The organism is Streptococcus zalophi, from assembly GCF_016481285.1.
GTDB lineage: Bacteria > Bacillota > Bacilli > Lactobacillales > Streptococcaceae > Streptococcus > Streptococcus zalophi.
Map to the genome: position 1 here is coordinate 19282 of NZ_JAENBP010000008.1, position 20891 is coordinate 40172.

The 20891-nt window shown below is 35.3% G+C and carries 13 protein-coding genes; 3 read left to right on the plus strand and 10 right to left on the minus strand.

Annotated features, from left to right (window positions below):
- Window positions 1-48: 48 nt before the first annotated feature.
- The 3 genes from JHK64_RS06255 to JHK64_RS06265 all read right to left on the minus strand — a co-directional run bounded on the left by JHK64_RS06255 (window position 49) and on the right by JHK64_RS06265 (window position 8633).
- Window positions 49-1473: an NADP-dependent glyceraldehyde-3-phosphate dehydrogenase gene (locus tag JHK64_RS06255; protein WP_199568149.1), complete on the minus strand. Its 1425-nt coding sequence runs from the start codon at window positions 1471-1473 to the stop codon at window positions 49-51.
- 73 nt (window positions 1474-1546) lie between these two features.
- Complete coding sequence (locus JHK64_RS06260; protein WP_199568150.1) at window positions 1547-2869, minus strand: FAD-containing oxidoreductase; 1323 nt, start codon at window positions 2867-2869, stop codon at window positions 1547-1549.
- A 397-nt stretch (window positions 2870-3266) separates the two neighbouring features.
- A complete protein-coding gene (locus tag JHK64_RS06265; RefSeq protein ID WP_199568151.1) occupies window positions 3267-8633 on the minus strand; it encodes a ZmpA/ZmpB/ZmpC family metallo-endopeptidase in 5367 nt (1788 codons plus the stop codon).
- A 271-nt stretch (window positions 8634-8904) separates the two neighbouring features.
- Between JHK64_RS06265 and JHK64_RS06270 the strand changes: the two genes are divergently transcribed.
- Window positions 8905-10221: an FAD-containing oxidoreductase gene (locus JHK64_RS06270; protein WP_199568152.1), complete on the plus strand. Its 1317-nt coding sequence runs from the start codon at window positions 8905-8907 to the stop codon at window positions 10219-10221.
- Window positions 10222-10342: 121 nt separating this feature from the next.
- Here JHK64_RS06270 and JHK64_RS06275 read toward each other — a convergent pair whose 3' ends face one another.
- The 6 genes from JHK64_RS06275 to JHK64_RS06295 form a co-directional block, all read right to left on the minus strand.
- The gene (locus tag JHK64_RS06275) at window positions 10343-10717 is read right to left on the minus strand and encodes a hypothetical protein (RefSeq protein ID WP_199568153.1); all 375 of its coding nucleotides are present in this window, start codon (window positions 10715-10717) and stop codon (window positions 10343-10345) included.
- A 328-nt stretch (window positions 10718-11045) separates the two neighbouring features.
- The gene (locus JHK64_RS07525) at window positions 11046-11252 is read right to left on the minus strand and encodes a dicarboxylate/amino acid:cation symporter (RefSeq protein ID WP_246450930.1); all 207 of its coding nucleotides are present in this window, start codon (window positions 11250-11252) and stop codon (window positions 11046-11048) included.
- 126 nt (window positions 11253-11378) lie between these two features.
- Entirely contained in the window at window positions 11379-12263 is an 885-nt protein-coding gene (locus JHK64_RS06280) for a dicarboxylate/amino acid:cation symporter (RefSeq protein ID WP_246450932.1), read from the minus strand.
- A gap of 184 nt (window positions 12264-12447) precedes the next feature.
- A complete protein-coding gene (locus JHK64_RS06285; RefSeq protein WP_199568154.1) occupies window positions 12448-14997 on the minus strand; it encodes a toll/interleukin-1 receptor domain-containing protein in 2550 nt (849 codons plus the stop codon).
- Between the two features lie 281 nt (window positions 14998-15278).
- Window positions 15279-16466 carry a tryptophan synthase subunit beta gene (trpB, locus tag JHK64_RS06290; protein WP_199568155.1) on the minus strand — a complete coding sequence of 396 codons (1188 nt, stop codon included), beginning with the start codon at window positions 16464-16466 and terminating at the stop codon, window positions 15279-15281.
- A gap of 543 nt (window positions 16467-17009) precedes the next feature.
- Complete coding sequence (locus tag JHK64_RS06295) at window positions 17010-17906, minus strand: hypothetical protein (protein WP_199568156.1); 897 nt, start codon at window positions 17904-17906, stop codon at window positions 17010-17012.
- Window positions 17907-18328: 422 nt separating this feature from the next.
- Between JHK64_RS06295 and JHK64_RS06300 the strand changes: the two genes are divergently transcribed.
- Both JHK64_RS06300 and JHK64_RS06305 read left to right on the plus strand, forming a co-directional pair.
- Window positions 18329-19450 carry a PfkB family carbohydrate kinase gene (locus tag JHK64_RS06300; RefSeq protein ID WP_199568157.1) on the plus strand — a complete coding sequence of 374 codons (1122 nt, stop codon included), beginning with the start codon at window positions 18329-18331 and terminating at the stop codon, window positions 19448-19450.
- Entirely contained in the window at window positions 19440-20357 is a 918-nt protein-coding gene (locus JHK64_RS06305; RefSeq protein ID WP_199568158.1) for a pseudouridine-5'-phosphate glycosidase, read from the plus strand. Before JHK64_RS06300 ends, JHK64_RS06305 begins: the two co-directional genes overlap by 11 nt.
- A gap of 180 nt (window positions 20358-20537) precedes the next feature.
- Here the strand turns inward: JHK64_RS06305 and JHK64_RS06310 are convergent, their stop codons facing one another.
- The gene (locus JHK64_RS06310) at window positions 20538-20861 is read right to left on the minus strand and encodes a YjgN family protein (protein WP_199568159.1); all 324 of its coding nucleotides are present in this window, start codon (window positions 20859-20861) and stop codon (window positions 20538-20540) included.
- Window positions 20862-20891 lie beyond the last annotated feature (30 nt).

Sequence of the window (20891 nt, forward strand, 5' to 3'; positions counted from 1 at the left end):
TTTTCATAGAAAAAAGAGAGGTCTCCCTCTCTTTTAGATGTTAACTTGTTATTCTGTGTCAAAAACAACAGATTTCAAACGTGACATCGCTTCAATAGAATAACGCACACCTTGTGTTCCAGAACCAGAGTTTTTCACTCCCATGAATGGGAAATTATCTGTTCCACGTTGTGTTTTGTTATTGATATGAACTGTTCCTACCTCTAATTGCTCAGCAATAGCGAACGCTCTTGGGTAGTTCTTAGTAAAGATTGATGCTTGCAAGCCATATTCAGAAGCATTTGATAATTTAATAGCTTCTTCTACAGATTTCACGCGGATGAATGGCATTACTGGTCCAAAAGGTTCTTCCCAAGCAAGTCTCATATCAGTTGTGACATTATCAAAAACGACTGGTGAGATAAGATTGTTTTCACGTTTAATCTCATTAAGCGGTTTCGCACCTTTTTCAGTAGCATCATTGATAAGACCTTCAACATAGTCTGCTGCTTTAGTATCAATAAGTGCTGTAATATCAGCATCATCTTCTGGTTGACCAACTTTCAATGCATTCACTTTATCACGAACGATAGCTGCCAATTCATCAGCAATACTATCCATAACAAAAACACGTTTAACAGCTGTACAACGTTGGCCAGAGTAACTGTAACCGCCAGTAACAATTTGTTTTGCAGCAAGTTCTAAATCAGCATCTTCTAAAACAATCGCTGAGTCTTTACCTCCCAGTTCCAAAAGAACTGGTCTTAATCCAGCTAATTTAGCAATATTTTTACCAACAGGTGTTGAACCGGTAAAACTGATAAAATTAACCGCTTTATGTTCAACAATGTAATCACCAATTTCAGATCCTCGACCTGTAATAGTGTTGAACACGCCATCCGGTAAACCAGCTTCTGCAAAGGCTTTTGCCAAAAGTATACCAGAAATTGACCCTTGTGTTGGTGGTTTGAAGGCAACAACGTTTCCTGCAATCAAAGCAGGAGCAATCTTAGAAGCTGCTAAATTGATTGGATAGTTAAACGGTGAAATCGCCAATACCAATCCTTGTGGTTCACGTCTAACAACAGCTAGTTTTTTCTTGCTGGCAGCTTCAAAACTACCACCTTCTAAAACTTCACCTGTTAAACGAAGACCTTCTTCAGCAGCAAAATCAATGATTTCCACTGTACGAACAACCTCACTAATAGATGATTTAAGTCCTTTAGCAATTTCTTTTGATAAGATAGCACCAATCTCTTCTTTATCTCTCATCAAAATATCGGCAACTTTATGAAGATAAGCGGCACGTTCAACGTAAGAAAGGGCACGCCATTTTGGAAGAGCTTCTTTGGCAGAAGCCATTACATAATCAACCTCTTCTTGGCTCATGGCAGGAACAGTCCCTAGTTCTTTACCAGTCGCTGGTTCATAAATTTTAATTTCTTTTTCTGATGATTTCCATTCACCATTAACATAATTTTTATATTGCTTCATTTTTTCTCCTATTTGAGCCATCATTCTTTTAAAGAATGTGCTCTGTTTTTATTTCCTATTTTAACATACCTACTTAAAAATTAAAAAGGTCATTTAAATTTTCAGCCATCGTCGGATGAGTGAAGATTTGTTTTTGGAAGTAGGTGTAAGGGATATGATTATCCATTGCCATGGTAATCAAATTGATAATTTCATGTGCCTCAGCACCAAAGATAGTTGCTCCTAAAATTTCCTTTGTTTCTTTATGAACAACAACCTTAAAGAGGCCTCGTAAATCACTGTTGATATGTGCTCTAGGCATTTGAGCCACTAAGAGACTATTTGCCTTATAAGGTAAGCCTTTTTCTTTAGCCATTTTTTCATCTAAACCAACATGCGCTAGTGGCGGATTAGTAAACGTGGTATTTGGAACATTTGGACGATTTAAAAGAGAATAGTTCTTATCCCCATTAAGATAGTCAAAAACAATTCTAAAGTCATCTAGGGAAATATAGGTAAATTGAGGACCACCATTAACATCTCCGACAGCAAAAACATCAGTAACAGTCGTTTGTCTATAGTCATCAACAATAATAGCCCCGCGTTCAGAAACTTCGATAGCTGTATTTTCAAGTCCTAAGTCTGCTGTATTTGGTTTTCTACCAGTCGCATACATGACAACATCGAACTCAAATTCGCCCTTATCTGTCACAATCACCGTCTTATCGTTATCATTATTTTTTACTTTTGTGATTGTTGAAGATAATTCAAATGAAACACCAGCTTCTTCCATATATTCTTGTGCCATCTGAGAAATAATTTCTTCCTCACGACTAAATATACGATTTTGTGGGTCGAAAATAGTGACCTTTGTTCCTAACTGACTATATAAATTAGCAAATTCAAGGCCAATATTACCACCACCAATGATGCCAAGAGTTTTGGGTTGAACAGTCAGCGTTTGCATCTGGGTTGAATCAAAAACATTTTTGCTCTCTAATAAACCAGGTATTGGCAAGACATTTGATACAGCACCTGTGTTAATGACAATAACTTTCCCTGTTAACTGTCTAGTTTCGCCATTACTATTAATTTCAATCACTTTATCTGAAACAAAATGTGCTTTAGCGGTATAAACATCCGCAGTAGGTGCATTAGCAAGCATAGCATAATTTTTTTGACGAAGACGACTGGTAACAGCGTCTTTTTCTGACATCACATCGTTAAAGTCGTGACCCGTCTCTACACTATGAAGCATTGTTTTGGTAGGGATACAGCCGATATTAATACAGGTTCCGCCGTACATCTTGGCATCTTGTTCAATCATGGCAACAAATTTTCCCTGTGTAGCCATTTTAGAGGCCAGTGTCTTTCCACCCTTGCCAAAACCAATGACTAGCAAATCATATTCTTTCATATCACCCTCCTTTTCATAATAAAACAGTTAACTGTTTTATTAAAAGAGTTATCTCTTTCACGCCATATAATATACCAAAAAAGATAACAATTTGCACAGAATAAAAATCAAATGCCTTTTCAAAAGATTTAAAGCAATCATGTCTAGAAAGGATATTTGAAAAGTTCTTACTTTTTTTCTGTGCTTCTATTGTATACCCTTTTTAAAAAAATGGGGTTAATAATGCTTGAACCTATCAAAAAGAGGCTAGAATCAACCTTTCTAGCCTCCCTTAATAAATTTTATATACCTTCACAGTAATTGAGTGAGCAATAATATATGGACAAATCAGCTTTTCACAGTTCTATTCTATTAAGTAAGAAGAACAACATAACAATCGATTATCTCCATTTTTTCATTAGTCATTAAAGATAGAAGTTCTAAAATCATCTGTTAAGTCATTGTAAGCTTTCATGATGGCAGCTTTTAATTTTTCTCTAGCAAAACCATATTGTCCTACTTTTAGTTTAGCCAAATCCTCATCAATCGCTTTCGTCATTACACCTTTCAATGTTTCAAAAGAAGTGATGGTATAAGATTGATTGTCAACCATGATTGTAATTGGCTTAATCTTGTCTTTCTTAGCCATTCGTTGCATAAACATCTGAATTCTAAAATCTTCATAGTTTTCATACTGACCATTAAAGATTTTCTTGAAGATAAAGCTATCTGACAATGGTTGTTGCTGTTCTTCGGCTTCTTGTTTTAGTTGATTACTTGCATAAGGAATGAAGCCTTCATCCCAACCCAAAGCTGCTAATAGTTCAAAAGCAGTTCTTCTAAACATCAAGCCACCACTAGTTCCAGAATCATTTTCATAAGCTGCATAAATAGGATAGTAAAGTGGTATGAAATAATAATTATTATGATTATCACGAAGGTAGTCTTTTTTCAACAAAGTACCACTCTGACTAACGAGTTTTTGACGAACCAAATCAGGAATTGAAGTTAAGGTCATTTGCTCCCACTCTTGTGTGGTAATCTCTCTAATCACATCTTTACCATGAGTTGCACCAGCTTTAGTATCCGTATCTTTTACTAATTCTATCTTATTAAAGAAGAATTTTTGATCGGCCTTATCTTTTTTAAGAATAATATCTGCCTCAATACCATCTAAGAGGTACGTCACATCAAAAACGCCACTAAGGTAGTCTTTAAAATCGTTTTTCGTTTGGAAACGAGAGATACGATCATTGTGGGCACCATGTTCCAAATCATACATGAAGTTAAAGCCATAGTAATAACTATTTGGACTGGTTACCGATTCAAATAAGCCAAGAGCATAGGACTCTGCTTCTTGTCCATCACGGTAACCATAACCATTTAACACACCATCTTCATCATAAGCATGTGTCATCTCATGACTATAAGTTGCTCCGCCCTCATGTCCTAAGATATCAACACCATCAAAGTAAATGCGATTTAAGGATTTATTGGCATAGCCAGAATCCTTGTTAGGTGATTGTGGGTAATACCTACCGATTGGACCAAAGAAATCGTCAATGGATGTATCAATGTCACCATAAGGTTCTGCCCAGCGTCGTTTCTCATTGAACAGAGGCGCTATTTTGCCATTAACTGGATCTTTAATATAGTACCCGGCAAATAATTCTGTCAATTTATCCGCATAAACCTTTTGACTGGTTGGTGAGCCCACCTTCATAAATAAGTCGACAAAGTCTTGCCATCTTCTTGCCTTATCATTAATCAACTGATGCACACGTTTTAGCTCTTCTTGATAACGTGCTTTATCAGTTTCTTTAATGTTCATATCAATGTCACGACCATAACCACCCAAAATTAATGAAGATAAGGTCGTCACCGCATAAACATTGTCTTCTTTTAATGCTAACAGAGGAAGGATATAGCTTCTATAGGATTCTTTTATTTGAAGTCGGTCATAAATAGCCACACTTTTCTCAGGTAAAACTCGCGAAGCTTCTTCATGAATATAAGCTTTTGTCGCCGATTTAAACCAGTCATTTGCTGTCATTTCAGGAGCAAAAATCATTCTATTATGGTCTAAGAATGATAAAAGAGATGGTTTATCAATCACTTGCAAGGTGTTTTCATAAAAGGCTTCATTTTTATATAACAAAAGATTATTGTAGCCTTGTGAACCTATATTGATTAGCCAATCAAGTGTATCAACGGCTTTCCCATAAAAAGATGGTCGATACATCATCAATTCTTTGATATGGTAATCGCCAAATTGAATACCATAAAGACGATTCAAGTAAGATAAGCCTAAAAGTAATTTTTCCTTATTATCGTCAATATGTCTTAACAAATACTGCTGAGTAGCAAGATTATCTGTTTCCATGAGAGAACTTGAGAGAAGTTTTTCTACTACGGTTGTTAACTGATTCTTAACTTGTGCAAAAGAATCATCCAAATACAAGGCCCTAATATCTTGCTTTTCTGTTGTTGCTAATACTGTTTTAATAGCAGGGTCCGCTAGATTAACAGAAGACAAAATAGTCATCACTTGATCACGAAGCTGGGGTTTTGTTGACACAAAATAATCAGGCGTGTAAAGGAGTTTATCTAATAAACGAAACTCTCTGACTTTAGTATTAGAATACTCCCCAAGATCCGTCAAGGAAAGAATTGCCTTACTATCATCCTCATAAAGCACGAACAACTGATTAACATTTTCTAAGGTCTCAAGATTAGTCACAAATTGACGATCAGTCATCGGTGTCACAGAAACAATCCGTTTATGATAGAAATCACTAGCCACATCTATTAAATTACCATATTTGATAATCGTATGACGATCATACAATGGTAACAATTTTTTCGTGTTATAGTACGCAATTTCTCTATCTGCTTGATAATGCTTTAGCTCACTATCCTTATAATCAGATGATGGTTGTGCTTGTTTCTCAGTTAGAACACCAAGCAATTTTAGTTTGTCAAGATACTCTTTCTGACTGATTGTGCCATTTTGACCATCACCCACGCGTTTATTATTTGAACCGGCAATACCGCTTCCTAACATGTCTAAAGACATATTGCTAGTATTATTATCAATTTGAGTCGCACCAAAGTTGAAAGCAAGCAGAGCCGCTTTTTTAGACTGATTACCTGTGTTAATCTCACCAGCAACAACGTTATTAGTCAGACGAGACGTTGCAACATATGAATTTGCCCTTGCTGCAAGACCAGCAACATTGTTATTAGCACGGTCTCTTGCTGTAATCGACAAATTAACATAGGAAGAATCAACCGTAGAGCCAGCAAGTGTTGCGACCAAGCCACCTATCTGATGGGTGTTAGAGTTGTTTGGATCATAAGTCAATTGCCCATCAACAAAAACATGGTTAATATTTGCATTGTTTGCCCACAAGGCTAAACTAGCCGTGTCTGCCTGTGAAGTGATATTAACTTCTTTTAACGAAAGGTTTTCAACTCTAGCACCTTCCAAGCGATTAAATAATGGTTTATTCAAATGGTAAATCGTGTAGTGTTTACCAGCTACACTTGAAAGACTGCCAGAGAAATTTGAAGTGATATAAGTAGCTCTATCTGTTGGTGTCGCATAAAGATCACTTCCCAATTTGAATTGACCAGAAGGATTCTGTGCCATTGCAGTTATCAATTGATTAAAGTCCGTGTAGATGCCATTGCCTGTGATTATTTTGTCTACCTTAATACGATAACCATCTGTGACACTGATATTGTCTGACGCAAAGGACACCAAACGAGGATGAATGATTTGTCCTTCAATATGGCCATCAACTTCTCTAAATTGAGCAACTGGTAACAAGGCACTGTCATGATTAGTCGTTAATTTCACCAGATAAGAGCTGGCATCTGTTGGTGCTTCTTCTAGTCCTGTGACACGTTTTAGGCGATGATTAGCATCTAATTGGAACAACTCTGCCTTTGTGATAGAGCGAAATTCTATTTTCTTAGGAATGAATTCAACTTCCTGTTTTGGTTCTAATAGTTCTTCAACATCACCTGTACCTGTATCATAAACAACAGTTGTTTCTATGTGATAGGTCGTATAAGGTTTTAAGCCATCTAGTTGAAGGGTTCTATTTTCCAATTGAGACTCAAGTGTTTGAACAACTTGATTACCTTCTTTAACACTCACTTTTAGCTTTTTAAAGGCAGCATCAGGGTCTTGTTTTTCATAAGTGATGCTAAGTGTTTGTTCGTCATCATTAGTCACCACTTGATCAACAGCAACCACTGGTTTTTCCTTTTTAGGTTTTTCTAGTACTTGTCTAGCGATTTCTTGTCTTTGTGAGGTGACCTCTCCTGTTTTTTCATTAACCTGATAAGTGGTTTGATAAGTCACTTGATAACGCATACCATTATCAACAATAACTTCTGTCTCTTCAATTGGTTTGGTACCAAGTTTGACAAGCGCATTAATAGGTGCTGTTGTTTGATTTTCACGGCTTAATTCGACACCTCTAGTTCCATTTTCTTCAAGATAGGTTACAGTCGTTACAACAGATCCTGGAATACCTTGTCTTAGTGTTTGCACTTGACCATATTCCAAACTGTCATCTGCTGTATAGCGTGTCTCAAAAGCCAACGTTTCACGACTAGTCTCAGCTACGGTTCGTGCTTCTTCTAAAACTACTTCTGGATAATCTGTCGGTACTTCAAAAGAAATAGCATTATCCTCAACGACTGGAGCTGTTTCTGGATGTGCCTCTACAATCTCAGCTTCTTCCAAGCTAACCGTTGGATAATCTTTTGGTACTTCAAAATAGATATCATTATCTTCGACAACTGGAGCTGTTAAAGGGTGTTCTTCTACAATCTCAGCTTCTTCCAAGCTAACCGTTGGACTATCTGTTGGTATTTCAAAAGAAATATCGTTATCTTCGACAACTGGAGCAGTTTCAGGATGTGCCTCAACAATCTGGGCTTCTTCCAAGCTAACCGTTGGACTATCTGTTGGTATTTCAAAAGAAATAGCCTTATCCTCAACGACTGGAGCAGTTGAGGGATGCTCTTCTACAATCTGAGCTTCTTTCAAGCTAACCGTTGGATAATCTGTCGGTACTTCAAAATAAATAGCCTTATCCTCAACGACTGGAGCAGTTTCAGGGTGTGAAATCTCCGATTTTTTCTCTTCTTTTAAAGAATCATTGCTTGTCTCTTGATTTATCTCAGGCTTAGAAACATCATTTTTTACTTCAATAAAACCAATGTAATGATGATTAGGAATATCAAGCACAATATCAGCGGTCTCAAAGACTTGGCCAGCTTGTATTTCTTGATGGTAATGTCTAAGCGCACTCACTTCTATAGATGACACTGTCATAGAAGCCGGCACAAGAAAGACACCCGTAACCATCAGTAAATATGGCAATGCTCCTTTACCTATTTTTTTATTTTTCTTTATCGTCACCCCTACAACAAGTAGCGACAAGCCACCCAAAAAACTATAGGCAATCAAAGACTTATCATTGGTCTTTGGCAAAGTCGTTTCTTTATCTGGCTGATAAACCAAATAAATGGTTGTTTCTTCAGCAATCTCGTCTCTCGGACTCCCTTTTTGAATGAAAGAAAGCTCATCAGGCGTTAATTCTGATTCTAGTACATAATCATAGGTGACTTTGGCATGATGCTGATCTGCCAAAACCGGTGTTGCTCCCAAAAAAGAAGCACCAATAATCACCGAACCAATACCAACACTTAATTTTCTAATAGCATAATTAAAAATCTTTTCAAATTTGTCGTTTGTGTTTTTCATGACAATATTTTCCAATCTAAAAAGTTCATTATTAGTTATTATAAATGTTATTATTTGATACTTAAAATCAAATACTGTTATATTCTACAAAAAAATACTATAAATTCAAAGGAAATCGTCTAAAAAATCATCTCTTTTTTAAAAATCGGTGATTCACTTTTTATGAAAAGATTTAAGTAAACCCACTTTCTTTAACTAGAAAAGAAAGATAGTTGTGATTTCTATTTGATGGTGATATGATGAAGAAAGAAACAAGAAAGGAATCAAACCAATGAAACATTATGATTTTCTCATTATCGGTTTTGGACAAGCAGGTAGACCTCTAGCTAGTCAAATGGTTGCTCAAGGTAAAACTGCTGCCATCGTTGAACAAGACCCAATGATGTATGGAGGAACCTGTATCAATGTTGGCTGTGTGCCAACCAAAACCATGATTTCTGATGCACATCAACACCTTAATTTTGAAGAGGTTATGGCAAGAAGAAACAAGGTCACCTCTATTTTACGTGAAGGTAGTGCCAACAATGTCAAAAACTCTGGCATGGATTTATATCTTGCTAAAGCACACTTCGTTTCCAACAAAGTGGTTGAACTCACTTCAGAAAACGAGACTATTCAAGTGACTGCTGATATCATTGTTATCAATACCGGAGCTAAGTCGAGAGTTTTACCAATAAAGGGACTTTTAGAGACTAAAAATGTCGTTGATAGCACAGGACTACAAGCACTTAAAAAACAACCCGAAACCTTAGGAATTATCGGTGGAGGAAATATCGGTCTTGAAATGACTCACCTCTTTACCCAAATGGGAACCAAGGTGACCATTTTTGAACATGGTTCTCGCATTTTAAGTCGAATGGATGACGAGTTTTCAGAATTAGCACAAACTTATATGGAAGAAGATGGTGTGACCTTTAAGTTTAATGCCGGTGTTGAATCTGTCAAGAACCAAGGCGACCAAGTCATCTTAACAGCAGACGGCAAGGACTACCTTTTTGATGTGGTCATGTATGCAGCAGGGCGCGTGCCAAATACCGATGGTCTTGGACTTGAAAACACTGACATCGAATTGACTGAAAGAGGTGGCATTAAAGTTGATGACTATTGTCAAACAACTGTTGAAAACATCTACGCTCTTGGTGATGTGCGTGGTGAGATGCAATTTACATACATCTCATATGATGATTACCGCATTGTTTACAGTCATCTGATGGGAGAAAATAAGTTCAGCCTCTCTAAACGTCAAAACATCCCAACGGCAACCTTTATCAATCCAACTTTAGCCAGTATTGGTATAACAGAAAAAACAGCAAAAGAACAAGGATTGCCATATAAAGCCAATAGCCTCAAGGTTGAAAATACTTTAAGAGCTTATATCACCAATAATTCTAGAGGATTAATAAAAGTGATTGTCAACAAAGAAACGGATGCTATTTTGGGAGCCACTATTTTTAGTGAAGCAGCACACGAAATCATTAATCAACTGAAAATGGCAATGGACCACGATATACCATATACTTATCTTAAAGACCAAATTTTTACTCACCCAACCATGTCTGAAAATCTCAATAACGTCTTTAATTTCTAAAAAGAAAGAGGCTGGTACAGTTTGTACTAAGCCTCTCTTTTTATTATTTGCTAGTCAAGTAATTCTTACAACTCTACTTAAAGAGGAATAATGAAATTATCGATAGTTTTTTCTAATTTTTTCAAGCAAAACTTTCACTCCTTGCTAGTAGTTCCAATTTTTGCTCAATAGCATGCTGACACGCTAAAAGACTATTTTTTTCAAAAATAACAGCTGGTAAAGGGTGCTTTTCCCCAGAACTAGTCTGAAAGGTTAAAATCATCTGAAAAGAACTAATCACTGTCAATAAACCAACCAAAACCAGCACCCCTCCTAATAATAATTGATGAAAAATTAAGATTTGAGATAATCCAATGGCTATTAATATCAGTCCCCAAATCAGAGATTCAAAATCTGTTTTTGATGAGGATTCAATGCTCTTAATGTCCTTTAAAAGAATTAACGCTTTTTTTGAACCAATTGGAATTAAACGATAAATCAAATCCGGATAAGACATTCTAATTTCATCTCCTTCCAAAAAAAGGGACGATTTTAAATAAAATGTGAGGTATGACGTGATAAATAAATGGTTCATGTCAATTCTCCTTACTTCTACGGTGGTTTGTACGACATCTTTTATTTTACAAATTAATAATGACATGCTTTGAGGCAAACCTTTAAAACATAGTCCAGTACCTGCAAAGCCACAATTTAGCAAAATGCTGGTTACATTATAACATTTATTAATGGTGTCTTCTACACTATTCACAAAAAAGTAACTATATTTTAAAAAACCAACCAAAAATTTGGTTGGTTTTATTAAGAATAGCAACCAAATGAAACAACTAGAGTGTTTTTGCTAGTTCTTTTTTCATCATCCAGTCTTTTCCATCAACAATTCTTGCTATCATCATGGTAAGGCCGGTATCTCCAGTCACGTTTAAAGCAGTTGCTGTAGCATCCGTCACTGTCCCTAGTAGGACCATGATTGGAATGGCTTCTTCTGGGAAACCAAAGGCAGAAATGATGAAAAATTTCAGCCACGGAACCACCACCAGGAATCACACCAACAACAAGTGATGCAATCACTGATATTAAAACTGCCATAAAAATATTTTGCGGTGTGAAGAAGTCAATCTTAAACAGTGATGATAGGACCACAATTTTTACAATCTGAATCAAACACGCGTCGCTCCAAGAGGAATCACAAAATCAGCAATTTCATCAGAAATGCCCAATTTTTTAGCGTGGTCTAAATTAACAGGTATTGATGTGGCAGAAGAACTTGTTCCAAGAGCTGTTAGTAGTAAAGGGATACAAGTGCTCCACCATTTTTTCACACCTGAAAAACCTGCCGACAGATAGGCTGCTAAGGTTTGTGAAACGATAAAATAAATGACGAGAACAACCAAGTATAAGCCAACTGCTTTTGAGAGCAAACCAACCACTTCACTACCGTTATTTCCAATCAAGATAGCAAAATAAGCCCCCAATCCTAACGGTGCTAGTTTCATAATAATGCCAACCACCTTAACAATCACCTCCGTCAAGGTCTCCATTAACGTCACAACGGGCTTGCCTTTTTCACCCACTTGGATGAGCCCGATCGCAAAAATAATCGTAAAAACAATGAGCGCCATCAGATGATTTCTTGAAAAAAGCTCAGGGAAATCATTGACCGTAAACATCCCAAGAATATTGAGATTACTATCACTCGTATCAACCGACTCATTTAAGGCAATGTTCACCCCCGAAGCCGGATTAACCAAAAAGGTCGATACCACCATAAATAAACTGGAAACAATCCCTGTCACAAAGGTTAGTAAGAAAAAACTCCCCATGATTTTAACCAGTTTTGACAAGTTTTGCATCTTTGCAATCGCAGAAGACAGCGAAAAAAAGATTAAAGGCACCACACTACAATAAAGCAGATTTAAAAAAGTATCCGCAATAGGCTGTAAACTAGACGCCCCAGGCCCCCAAACAAAGCCAAGTAAACCACCTAAAATCATTGATGCTAAAAGAATCAATGATGACCAATAAGAATTAATTACTCTTTTCATTCCAACCTCATTTTCTATCACTATCAAAACCCACTGAAAATACTGATTAGTTTTCGACAAAATGATTTTTTTACTGAATTTTTATCCTACCCTATTCTCATTTATTTGTAAATCATTTAGTTTAAAAATTGAGGTGCAAAAAGACGATAGAAAACTATCGTCTTTGGGAAATGGAAATTTTATCTTATTTTAAATTTTCATTCGTATTAATTCTTTCCAATCTACCAATAAATCTTTCCTTAGCCTCTTCGGTATAATTTTTAATATTCTCATGGAAAAACCTCTTTGCCTCTCTAGCTCCTTTTTCATGACTAATAACAATTGATTTCATGCAAACATAGTTATTATGATGTTTGGATTGTAATTCTGGATCACTAAAATAATCAAGGATTTCTTTCATTTCATCAATTTTATTGAATCGTTCAACTATATCAAATTTTAAAAATCTAGCATATTGAATATCTGGATTTGCTAAGATTGCACGATCTATATTTTCAATTGCTGATAAATAATCTCCTTCTATAAATGCATTATATTGTGCTTCTAGTCTTAGAGCCATTTCATCAGAAACTTTATTATTAATAATTTTCATAGTGTTAATTAATTGTTTAAGTATATCGTTTTTATTAGGAGTATCAGATTTTATCAAACAAGTAAAATATGCTTGAATATGATAGGGATTATTTTTGAAGTTTTCATAATTACTCTTTGCTAATTCCAAAGCAGAGTTATAGTCTTGCATAGCTATCAACACTTGAACTTTTTCCCGTTTTGCTTTAGAAAAATTCTTTCGTTCAATTAAACTTCTATCTAATCTTGTAAGGGCTTTATCATACTGACCAATCTGTCTATAAAAAAATCCAAAAAGAAAGTCGTGATCAGGTCCATTGATAAATTGAACTTCTCTTCTGAATCTATCTTTACTTTGATTAGCAACAACATTCTTTTGTTTTGATAGTAGTGAGCTTTGCTTTGCTAATGCAGAACATAGAAGATATCTAATTTCAAATATCATTTTATCATCATAATTAGATTTTCTCTCTAATGCTTTATCTGCAAAATTTATCACTTCTTGATATTTACCTGAGTAATATAAATCATTCATTGTTTTTAAATAAATTGAGGGAAAAATATATTTATCATTTATTTCAATATTATTTAGTAATGAGTGTTTTAAACTAAAAAGCAATTCAGGAATATTATAATCTTCATTTTCATCAAGACTCTTTATAAATTGTTTTACATACTCCAACAATAATTTCTTATGATTTTCATCATATTTATAGTCACTTCTAATTATAAAGTCTTTTATACTATCATTTACACGAATATATTCTTGTAATGTACCAACTGGTTCACAAATTCCTTGAAGCAAGAACGACTCAATCATACCTTGATATTTTTCAGTTTCTTCACCTCCGTTTGAAACAATTTTTAAAATATAATCTTCTCCTATCGAATCAAATTGACATAATAAAGCCAAAAATTTCATTTTTTCATCATCTTCTCTTAAATCACTCAAAAGAATTTCAGCTTTCTGATTATTAAAATTCACTATAGATTCTGTGTTTCTATAAAATCTTAGCCAGCCAATATTCTTAAGCTTATCAATAGCATAAAAAATTTGTTCAGGTAAGCCAGTAAGAAGATCACTAATAAAATTTAATTTATCTTTTTCTAACTCTTGTTCAAAAACTTTTTCTGAATATCTATAGAGTAAACCTTGACGTTCCTTTATTTCTAACTCGGGAATGTTTAATGCATATATTTCACTCATATCCATACTTTCCCTATTAAAATATCTAAATTTTGATGACACTAACATTAATAATTGATTTCTTACTTTTTCTGAAAGTAAAGCGTTTTTAAACCATTCGGCTAATTCTCCTCTATGATTGATAATACATCCATGATCATTTACAACTATAAATACTTTTTTATCTTGTAAGCTAGATATTAAATCTATTAAAATAATTTGTTTATTATCAATAGATAAATTATTTAGTTTTGATAATTCAAAAAATTTTGTCTCATCATCAAAAAATCCTAAGTCATAAATTTTTAAAATGAAATCTTCAATACTATCATTTCTCTCTGTAACAATTTCAGAAAAAGGATAACTCGACTTTACAATATCACTTTTAACAAGACTTCTCTTTAACAAAGTTCTTCTACCAACACCTTCTAAACCTGATGCAATTAAGGCAATGGGTTTTGGTTGATTAAAGTCGTCTAGTCTTTGTTCAATTTGTTTCAGAAAAGCATTTCTTCCAACAAAAAGATCTTGTCTATTTTTAATATTCGAATGCTTCATTCGATTAATCTCTGTCATTCTTTCAGTAATAATATTTACTATCTTTTTGTTGCTCTTAACTAATTGAATGTTATAATTTTCCTTTAGCCAGTTAGGTATCATTTCATTATCATATTTTATTTTTTCATCTATTATGATAGGACAAATTTGATATCTATTATTTTCCAATATTTTTTTACCTGCAATAGACAATTCTTCTTTAACCCATTGAGATTTTAATGCTTCTTCTGATAGAAAAATTACAAATAGATCGGATTTAGATAAATTATAGATAATTTCTTCTTTTGTATTTCTTCCTTCCTCAAAATTAAAAGAGTCCATGATAACACTCTCAACACCAACTATGGATTTCAACTTAGAATAAATAGTATTTACCAATTCTTTATTTTTACTACTGTGTGATAAAAAAACTTTTGTCATATATATACCTCGATTCAATATATTTTATTAAATTATAATATAAATTTTAAATTTAATCAATTTTTATATAAAATTAACAACATTATAAAGTTATATATCCATATTAAATTGTTATGTTGCAAAATTTCAAAGATACACACCTCTATCAGAAAAGTAGACATAAAAATAGAGGCCATTAATAGCCTCTATTTTTATATCTACTTTTCAAAATCTGTATTTCCAATGGTTAAATTTTACACTTTTTGTTTTCAATCATTCAATTTAATCGTATTAAATCCCCATCATTTCTTTCCTTCTAAATAATCTGCAATGGCTGCAACGTCTTTATCGCCACGTCCGGAAAGATTGACGATAATGATTTGGTCTTTTGCCATTTTTGGTGCTCGTTTGATGGCTTCTGCAAGCGCATGTGAGCTCTCAATGGCAGGGATGATGCCTTCGGTTTTCGACAACAAGAGTAGCGCTTGAACGGCTTCTTCATCGGTGATTGGCACATAATCCACTCGTCCAGAAAAATTAAGGTAAGCATGTTCTGGGCCAACGCCTGGGTAGTCTAGTCCAGCTGAAATCGAGTAAACGGGAGCAATCTTGCCATCTTCTTGAAAGAGCGCATAGGTCTTCATCCCATCGACCACACCAACGGTTCCCTTGGTCATGGTTGCTGCATGTTTATCTGTTTCAACGCCTTGACCTGCGGCTTCTGCGCCAATCAAAGCAACCTCTTCATCAGCAATATATTCTGAAAAAGCACCGATAGCGTTTGAGCCTCCACCGATACAAGCGATCACAGCATTCGGCAAGCGTCCTTCCTTGTCCAAAATCTGCTTTCTTGACTCAATACTGATGATTTTTTGAAATTCATGAACCATGGTTGGATAAGGATGTGGACCCACAGCTGAGCCCAAGACATAAAAGGCTCCCAAGTCTGCCATCCACGCGCCAAAGGCCGCATCAACCGCTTCTTTCAAGGTCTGAGTGCCTTCAGTGACCGCATGCACCGTCGCTCCCATCATCTCCATCCGAAAAACGTTGAGGCGTTGACGCTTGATATCCTCAGCCCCCATATAAACATCGCAAGCCATGCCAAATTTGGCTGCTGCAGCCGCTGTTGCCACGCCATGTTGCCCTGCCCCAGTTTCAGCAATCACACGGGTTTTCCCCATGCGTTTCGCCAAAAGAATCTGCCCCAAGACATTATTGAGCTTATGCGATCCCAAATGATTCAAATCCTCACGTTTGAGGTAAATCTTAGCCCCACCAAGCGCTTGACTCAATGACTGGGCATAATAAAGTGGCGTCTCACGCCCTGAGTAGTCTTTGAGATAGTAGGCCAGTTCCTTTTGAAAATCCTCATCATCCTTGTAGGTTTCAAAAGCAGTTTCCAACTCATCCAGCAATACTTGAATGGGTGCAGGGACAAAACTCCCACCAAACTCACCAAAAAAACCTTTATTTTGTTTCTTATCCATCTGTCTTCCTCCTAATTTGTTCAATACAAAAAACCCCGCACAGAAAAAATCTGTGCGAGGGCGTTAGTTCAAATAGCGCGGTGCCACCTCACTTGATGATAGCAAAAAGCCATCATATCTCAATCCTCTCAAACAAGAGGACGCACGATAAGGGGTGCCCACCGAATTGACATGTGTTACAATTCCTTATATCATCAGTCCAATGTTCACAAACACAAGCTACCCGTTCACAGTCACCACGAGCTCCCTGAAAACTACCATTTGCTACTTTTCTGATTACGACTACTATACAGGAAAATCAGGGAGATGTCAAATGGGGAGATAGATTAAATTGCTAAATTAAATTTTATATTTTTGTAGAATTTTCTTGATGATATTTGTAATTTTTGTTAAATAAATCATCAAAATTGTTTGAGTTAAATAGATTGTTATAGTTAGTATATCTATCAGAATACCAAATTACTTCATATGCTATTGAATTAGGTAATTTAGTTAAATTAAATAAAGTAATATTTTTATAATTTTAAAAACTTATTTTAGTATTTATTTCGAATTCTTTTTAGTACAGGAAAAGCATAAACTTATCACAATAATAAATATTAAAAAAAACATCGTTGTTGTTAATAAATTTAAAAACGCCAATTTATTAATATTCACATTTTGAGGAATTAAAAAAGATATTTGCTCAGCAGAAATCAAATTTTTCTTAATTAATATTCTACTAGCACTAAACGAAAGGAAACTTGTAGTTAATAATGTTCTATTGATTGAAAAATTTATTTTATTTTGAGGAAGTTTTTGACGAAAAAGATTATACCTATCTTCTGATAAGAACCACATCCCACCTTCATATAAAAGTATTGTAAAAATAAATTCAGATAAATCTAAATCTCCAAGTATCTTATATAGTAGCCATATAACCAATAAAAAAATTGATTCAAAAAAAATACGCTTTAAACGATTATATTTATAAATTTGCTCATTAAAATTTGAAAAAAATATTACAAATAAAGTATCTAACATAAAATATATAAAAAGTATATATATAAAAATCGAAACTAAAATGGAAATCGGTTCATAAACTTCAATGTAATGCTGTAATTTAAAAATTCTAACTATCATTCCAATGAATAAAATAATAGACAATAATAACATAAAAAAATTCAAAAAAGTTGCTATTTGACTAAAGATAAAAACAGGTAATTTCTTATCGAATACTCCAAATTTATCTATGACGGCTTTTATTTTCCAACTTTTTTTCATTTTATAAAACAAAAAATATAGTAAATGATAAATATTTAAAGCAATAAAGTATCTAATTAAAAATAAAGAATTATCTTTTCCAATAAGAGACAAAATTGTAAAAAGCATAATACTTAAAAAATCTATAGCAAAATGAACTTTAAAACAAAATATATTTTTATCTTTAATTTTTTTCATATTTCATTCTCCAAATGTATATTTTCACTTAATATTATAACACTTTTCCTACATTTTTATATAAATAACAACAATTTTTCAACAAAAATTTAATAAAATAAGTTATTTTGTCTACTTTTGTAATCCTCACACACCAAAAAACACTTCTCCCAGCTTTTTCACTAGTCAAGAGAAGTGTTTTTCTTATTTTTCAATCGAGTCTTTCTCAGTAGCCTCCCATCAATAGCATCTCTCACTGGGTACCTTGATATCTAAACGCCCCATAACCGATACCCAAGATAAAAGGAAGTTCCTATCTCATGTGTTTAAGGAGTTGTTTTTACACGTTTGAATAATAAGTTTTTCCTTGCTTTTTCTTTTGAAAAGGGTTACAATGAGTTTATGTTAGACAAAAGTCATTTTTAAACATTTGTTTATAGGAGGTGATACTTATTCTTAATGAGAAAGAACAAGCAGTACTAGAGCTCATCCGTCAACATCCTTTTTACGCTCAGCAGGAGATTGCCGAGCAAATAGGATTATCACGTTCAGCTGTTGCCAATATGATTTCGGACTTGATTAGGCGCAATTATCTCTTGGGTAGGGCATATATTATTAATGATGAGGTGCCTGTTGTCTGTATTGGCGGTATGAATGTCGACCGCAAATTTTACGCCAAACAAGAGTTGATTTTGAAGACGTCAAATCCCGTCAGCAGTTCGGTTTCCATCGGAGGTGTTGGTCGAAATATCGCTGAAAACTTAGGGCGTCTGGGGGAAAATGTCGTCATGCTTTCTAGAGCAGGGGACGATCAAGACTGGGATTTAATCAAATCTGCTTCGGAGTCCTACATGAATCTACGTCAGGTTGATATCTGTCCAGAAGAGGCGACAAGCTCCTACACAGCTATCATCGATATTGATGGAGACATGAGTATGGCTTTAGCCAACATGGCTATCTGTGACGGTATGACTGTGTCATGGTTAGAGCAATACGAAAACCTCTTGTCTAGAAGTAAAGCCTTGGTGGTTGACCTCAATCTCCCTCAGGAGAGTCTCGTCTATCTCATCAAGTTAGCAAGAGAAAGAAACTTGGCTCTAGCCATCATCCCCGTTTCAGCACCCAAGATGGTCAATCTTCCCAAAGATTTAACCGGTGTTGAATGGTTGATTGTCAATCAAGATGAGAGCGAAATCTTTTTCGATAAATCCTTGGGATCTAGTGAAAATCTAGAATCCTTGGCAAAGCTTTGGTTACAAACGGGGCTCAAGCAAGTTTTGATCACAAGAGGAGCCAAATCAATGCTCTATGCTAATCAGGATGGGAAGCGACAAGTCATGACCCCTAAAATGGTCCAACAAATGGTAGATGCTACAGGTGCAGGCGACTCCCTATCAGCCGGTATTCTGTTTGGTTGGCTCAATGAGTTTAGTTCTCAAGAAACCCTTGAATTTGGTCTGACCAATGCCTACTACACCATTCAATCACAAGACACGGTTAGAAAAAATTTATCGCGTCAATCGTTTTTACAAGAAAGAAAGGAACTTTTTACCCATGAATCTTAATGCCTACTTAGAATTTTCACCAGAGGTTGAAGCAGCAAAAGCCGCTGGAAAACCCATCGTTGCCTTGGAGTCTACCATCATTTCTCACGGCATGCCTTATCCGCAAAACGTAGAAATGGCTAAAACGGTCGAACAAATTATTCGAGATAACGGAGCTGTTCCTGCAACCATCGCCATTATGGATGGTAAGTACAAGATTGGCTTGTCAGAAGCCGATTTAGAACGCTTAGCAACAGAAAAAAATGTCGCCAAGGTGTCACGACGTGACTTAGCTGAAATCATCGCTACCAAACGTATTGGGGCAACAACTGTTGCAACAACAATGATTGGTGCAGCCTTTGCCGGGATTAAATTCTTTGTCACAGGCGGTATTGGTGGTGTGCATCGTGGCTATGAAGAAACCATGGATGTGTCTGCTGACTTGGAAGAATTAGCACAAACGTCAGTGACTGTTATTTGTGCGGGTGCCAAATCCATCCTTGACCTGCCAAGAACCTTAGAATATTTAGAGACTAAAGGTGTCCCAGTTGTTGGTTATAAGACAGATGTCCTTCCAGCCTTCTTCACAGGAACAAGCCCATATAAACTCAATACCACAGCCGACTCAGTGGAGACGATTGCTGCCATTGTTAAGACGAGTGATGACCTCGGTCTTAAAGGAGGCGTACTAGTAGCCAATCCTATTCCAAAAGAACACGAATTAGACGCTGACTATATCGACAGCATTATTGAGAATGCTATTGCAGAAGCCGAAGTAAAAGGGATTGTTGGTAAAGATATCACACCATTCTTGTTGAGTAAAATTGTCGAGTTAACAGACGGTAAGAGCCTCAAAGCAAATATCCAATTGGTCTACAATAATGCTAAAGTCGGTGCACAAATCGCAACAAGCTATAATAGCTTGTAATAGAAAAACTATAAAAAATGGACAGCCAGAGCTGTCCGTTTTTTTTTGAAAACTTTTCAATATAATCATAAGAATATTTTAAAAGGTACTTTTTCACAAGTATGGCCATTTTTTTAATTCTTCTATCATAAAATGCTTTCTAATATTCAGTTGCTGATGCTATTGTGCTCAGCTAGTAGTTTATAACAATTCTTGTTCGTCAACAAAATGGGTATGTTTTACTTTCCATTGCTCAAGCTTAATGGCCACCCAAAAAGAGTAGATCCCAAAGGTAATAATAATCAGTAGGAACCATTTTAGCCACTGAACAAATAAATCTAAGGCGTTACCGCTAAAATAGAGGCGTCTGCCTTCAATAACCGTATGGCTGACTTTCCATTTTAAGAGTATCACAATTGCCCAAGGTGTCCCAATCCCAGCTGTTAGAGCCGTTATCAGTCCTGCCAATAGACTATAAAAGACATAATCTATCATACCACCATCAAAATAACTAACTTGTTTCATTTTTTCTCCTTTTTAGTCTTCTCACTGAAG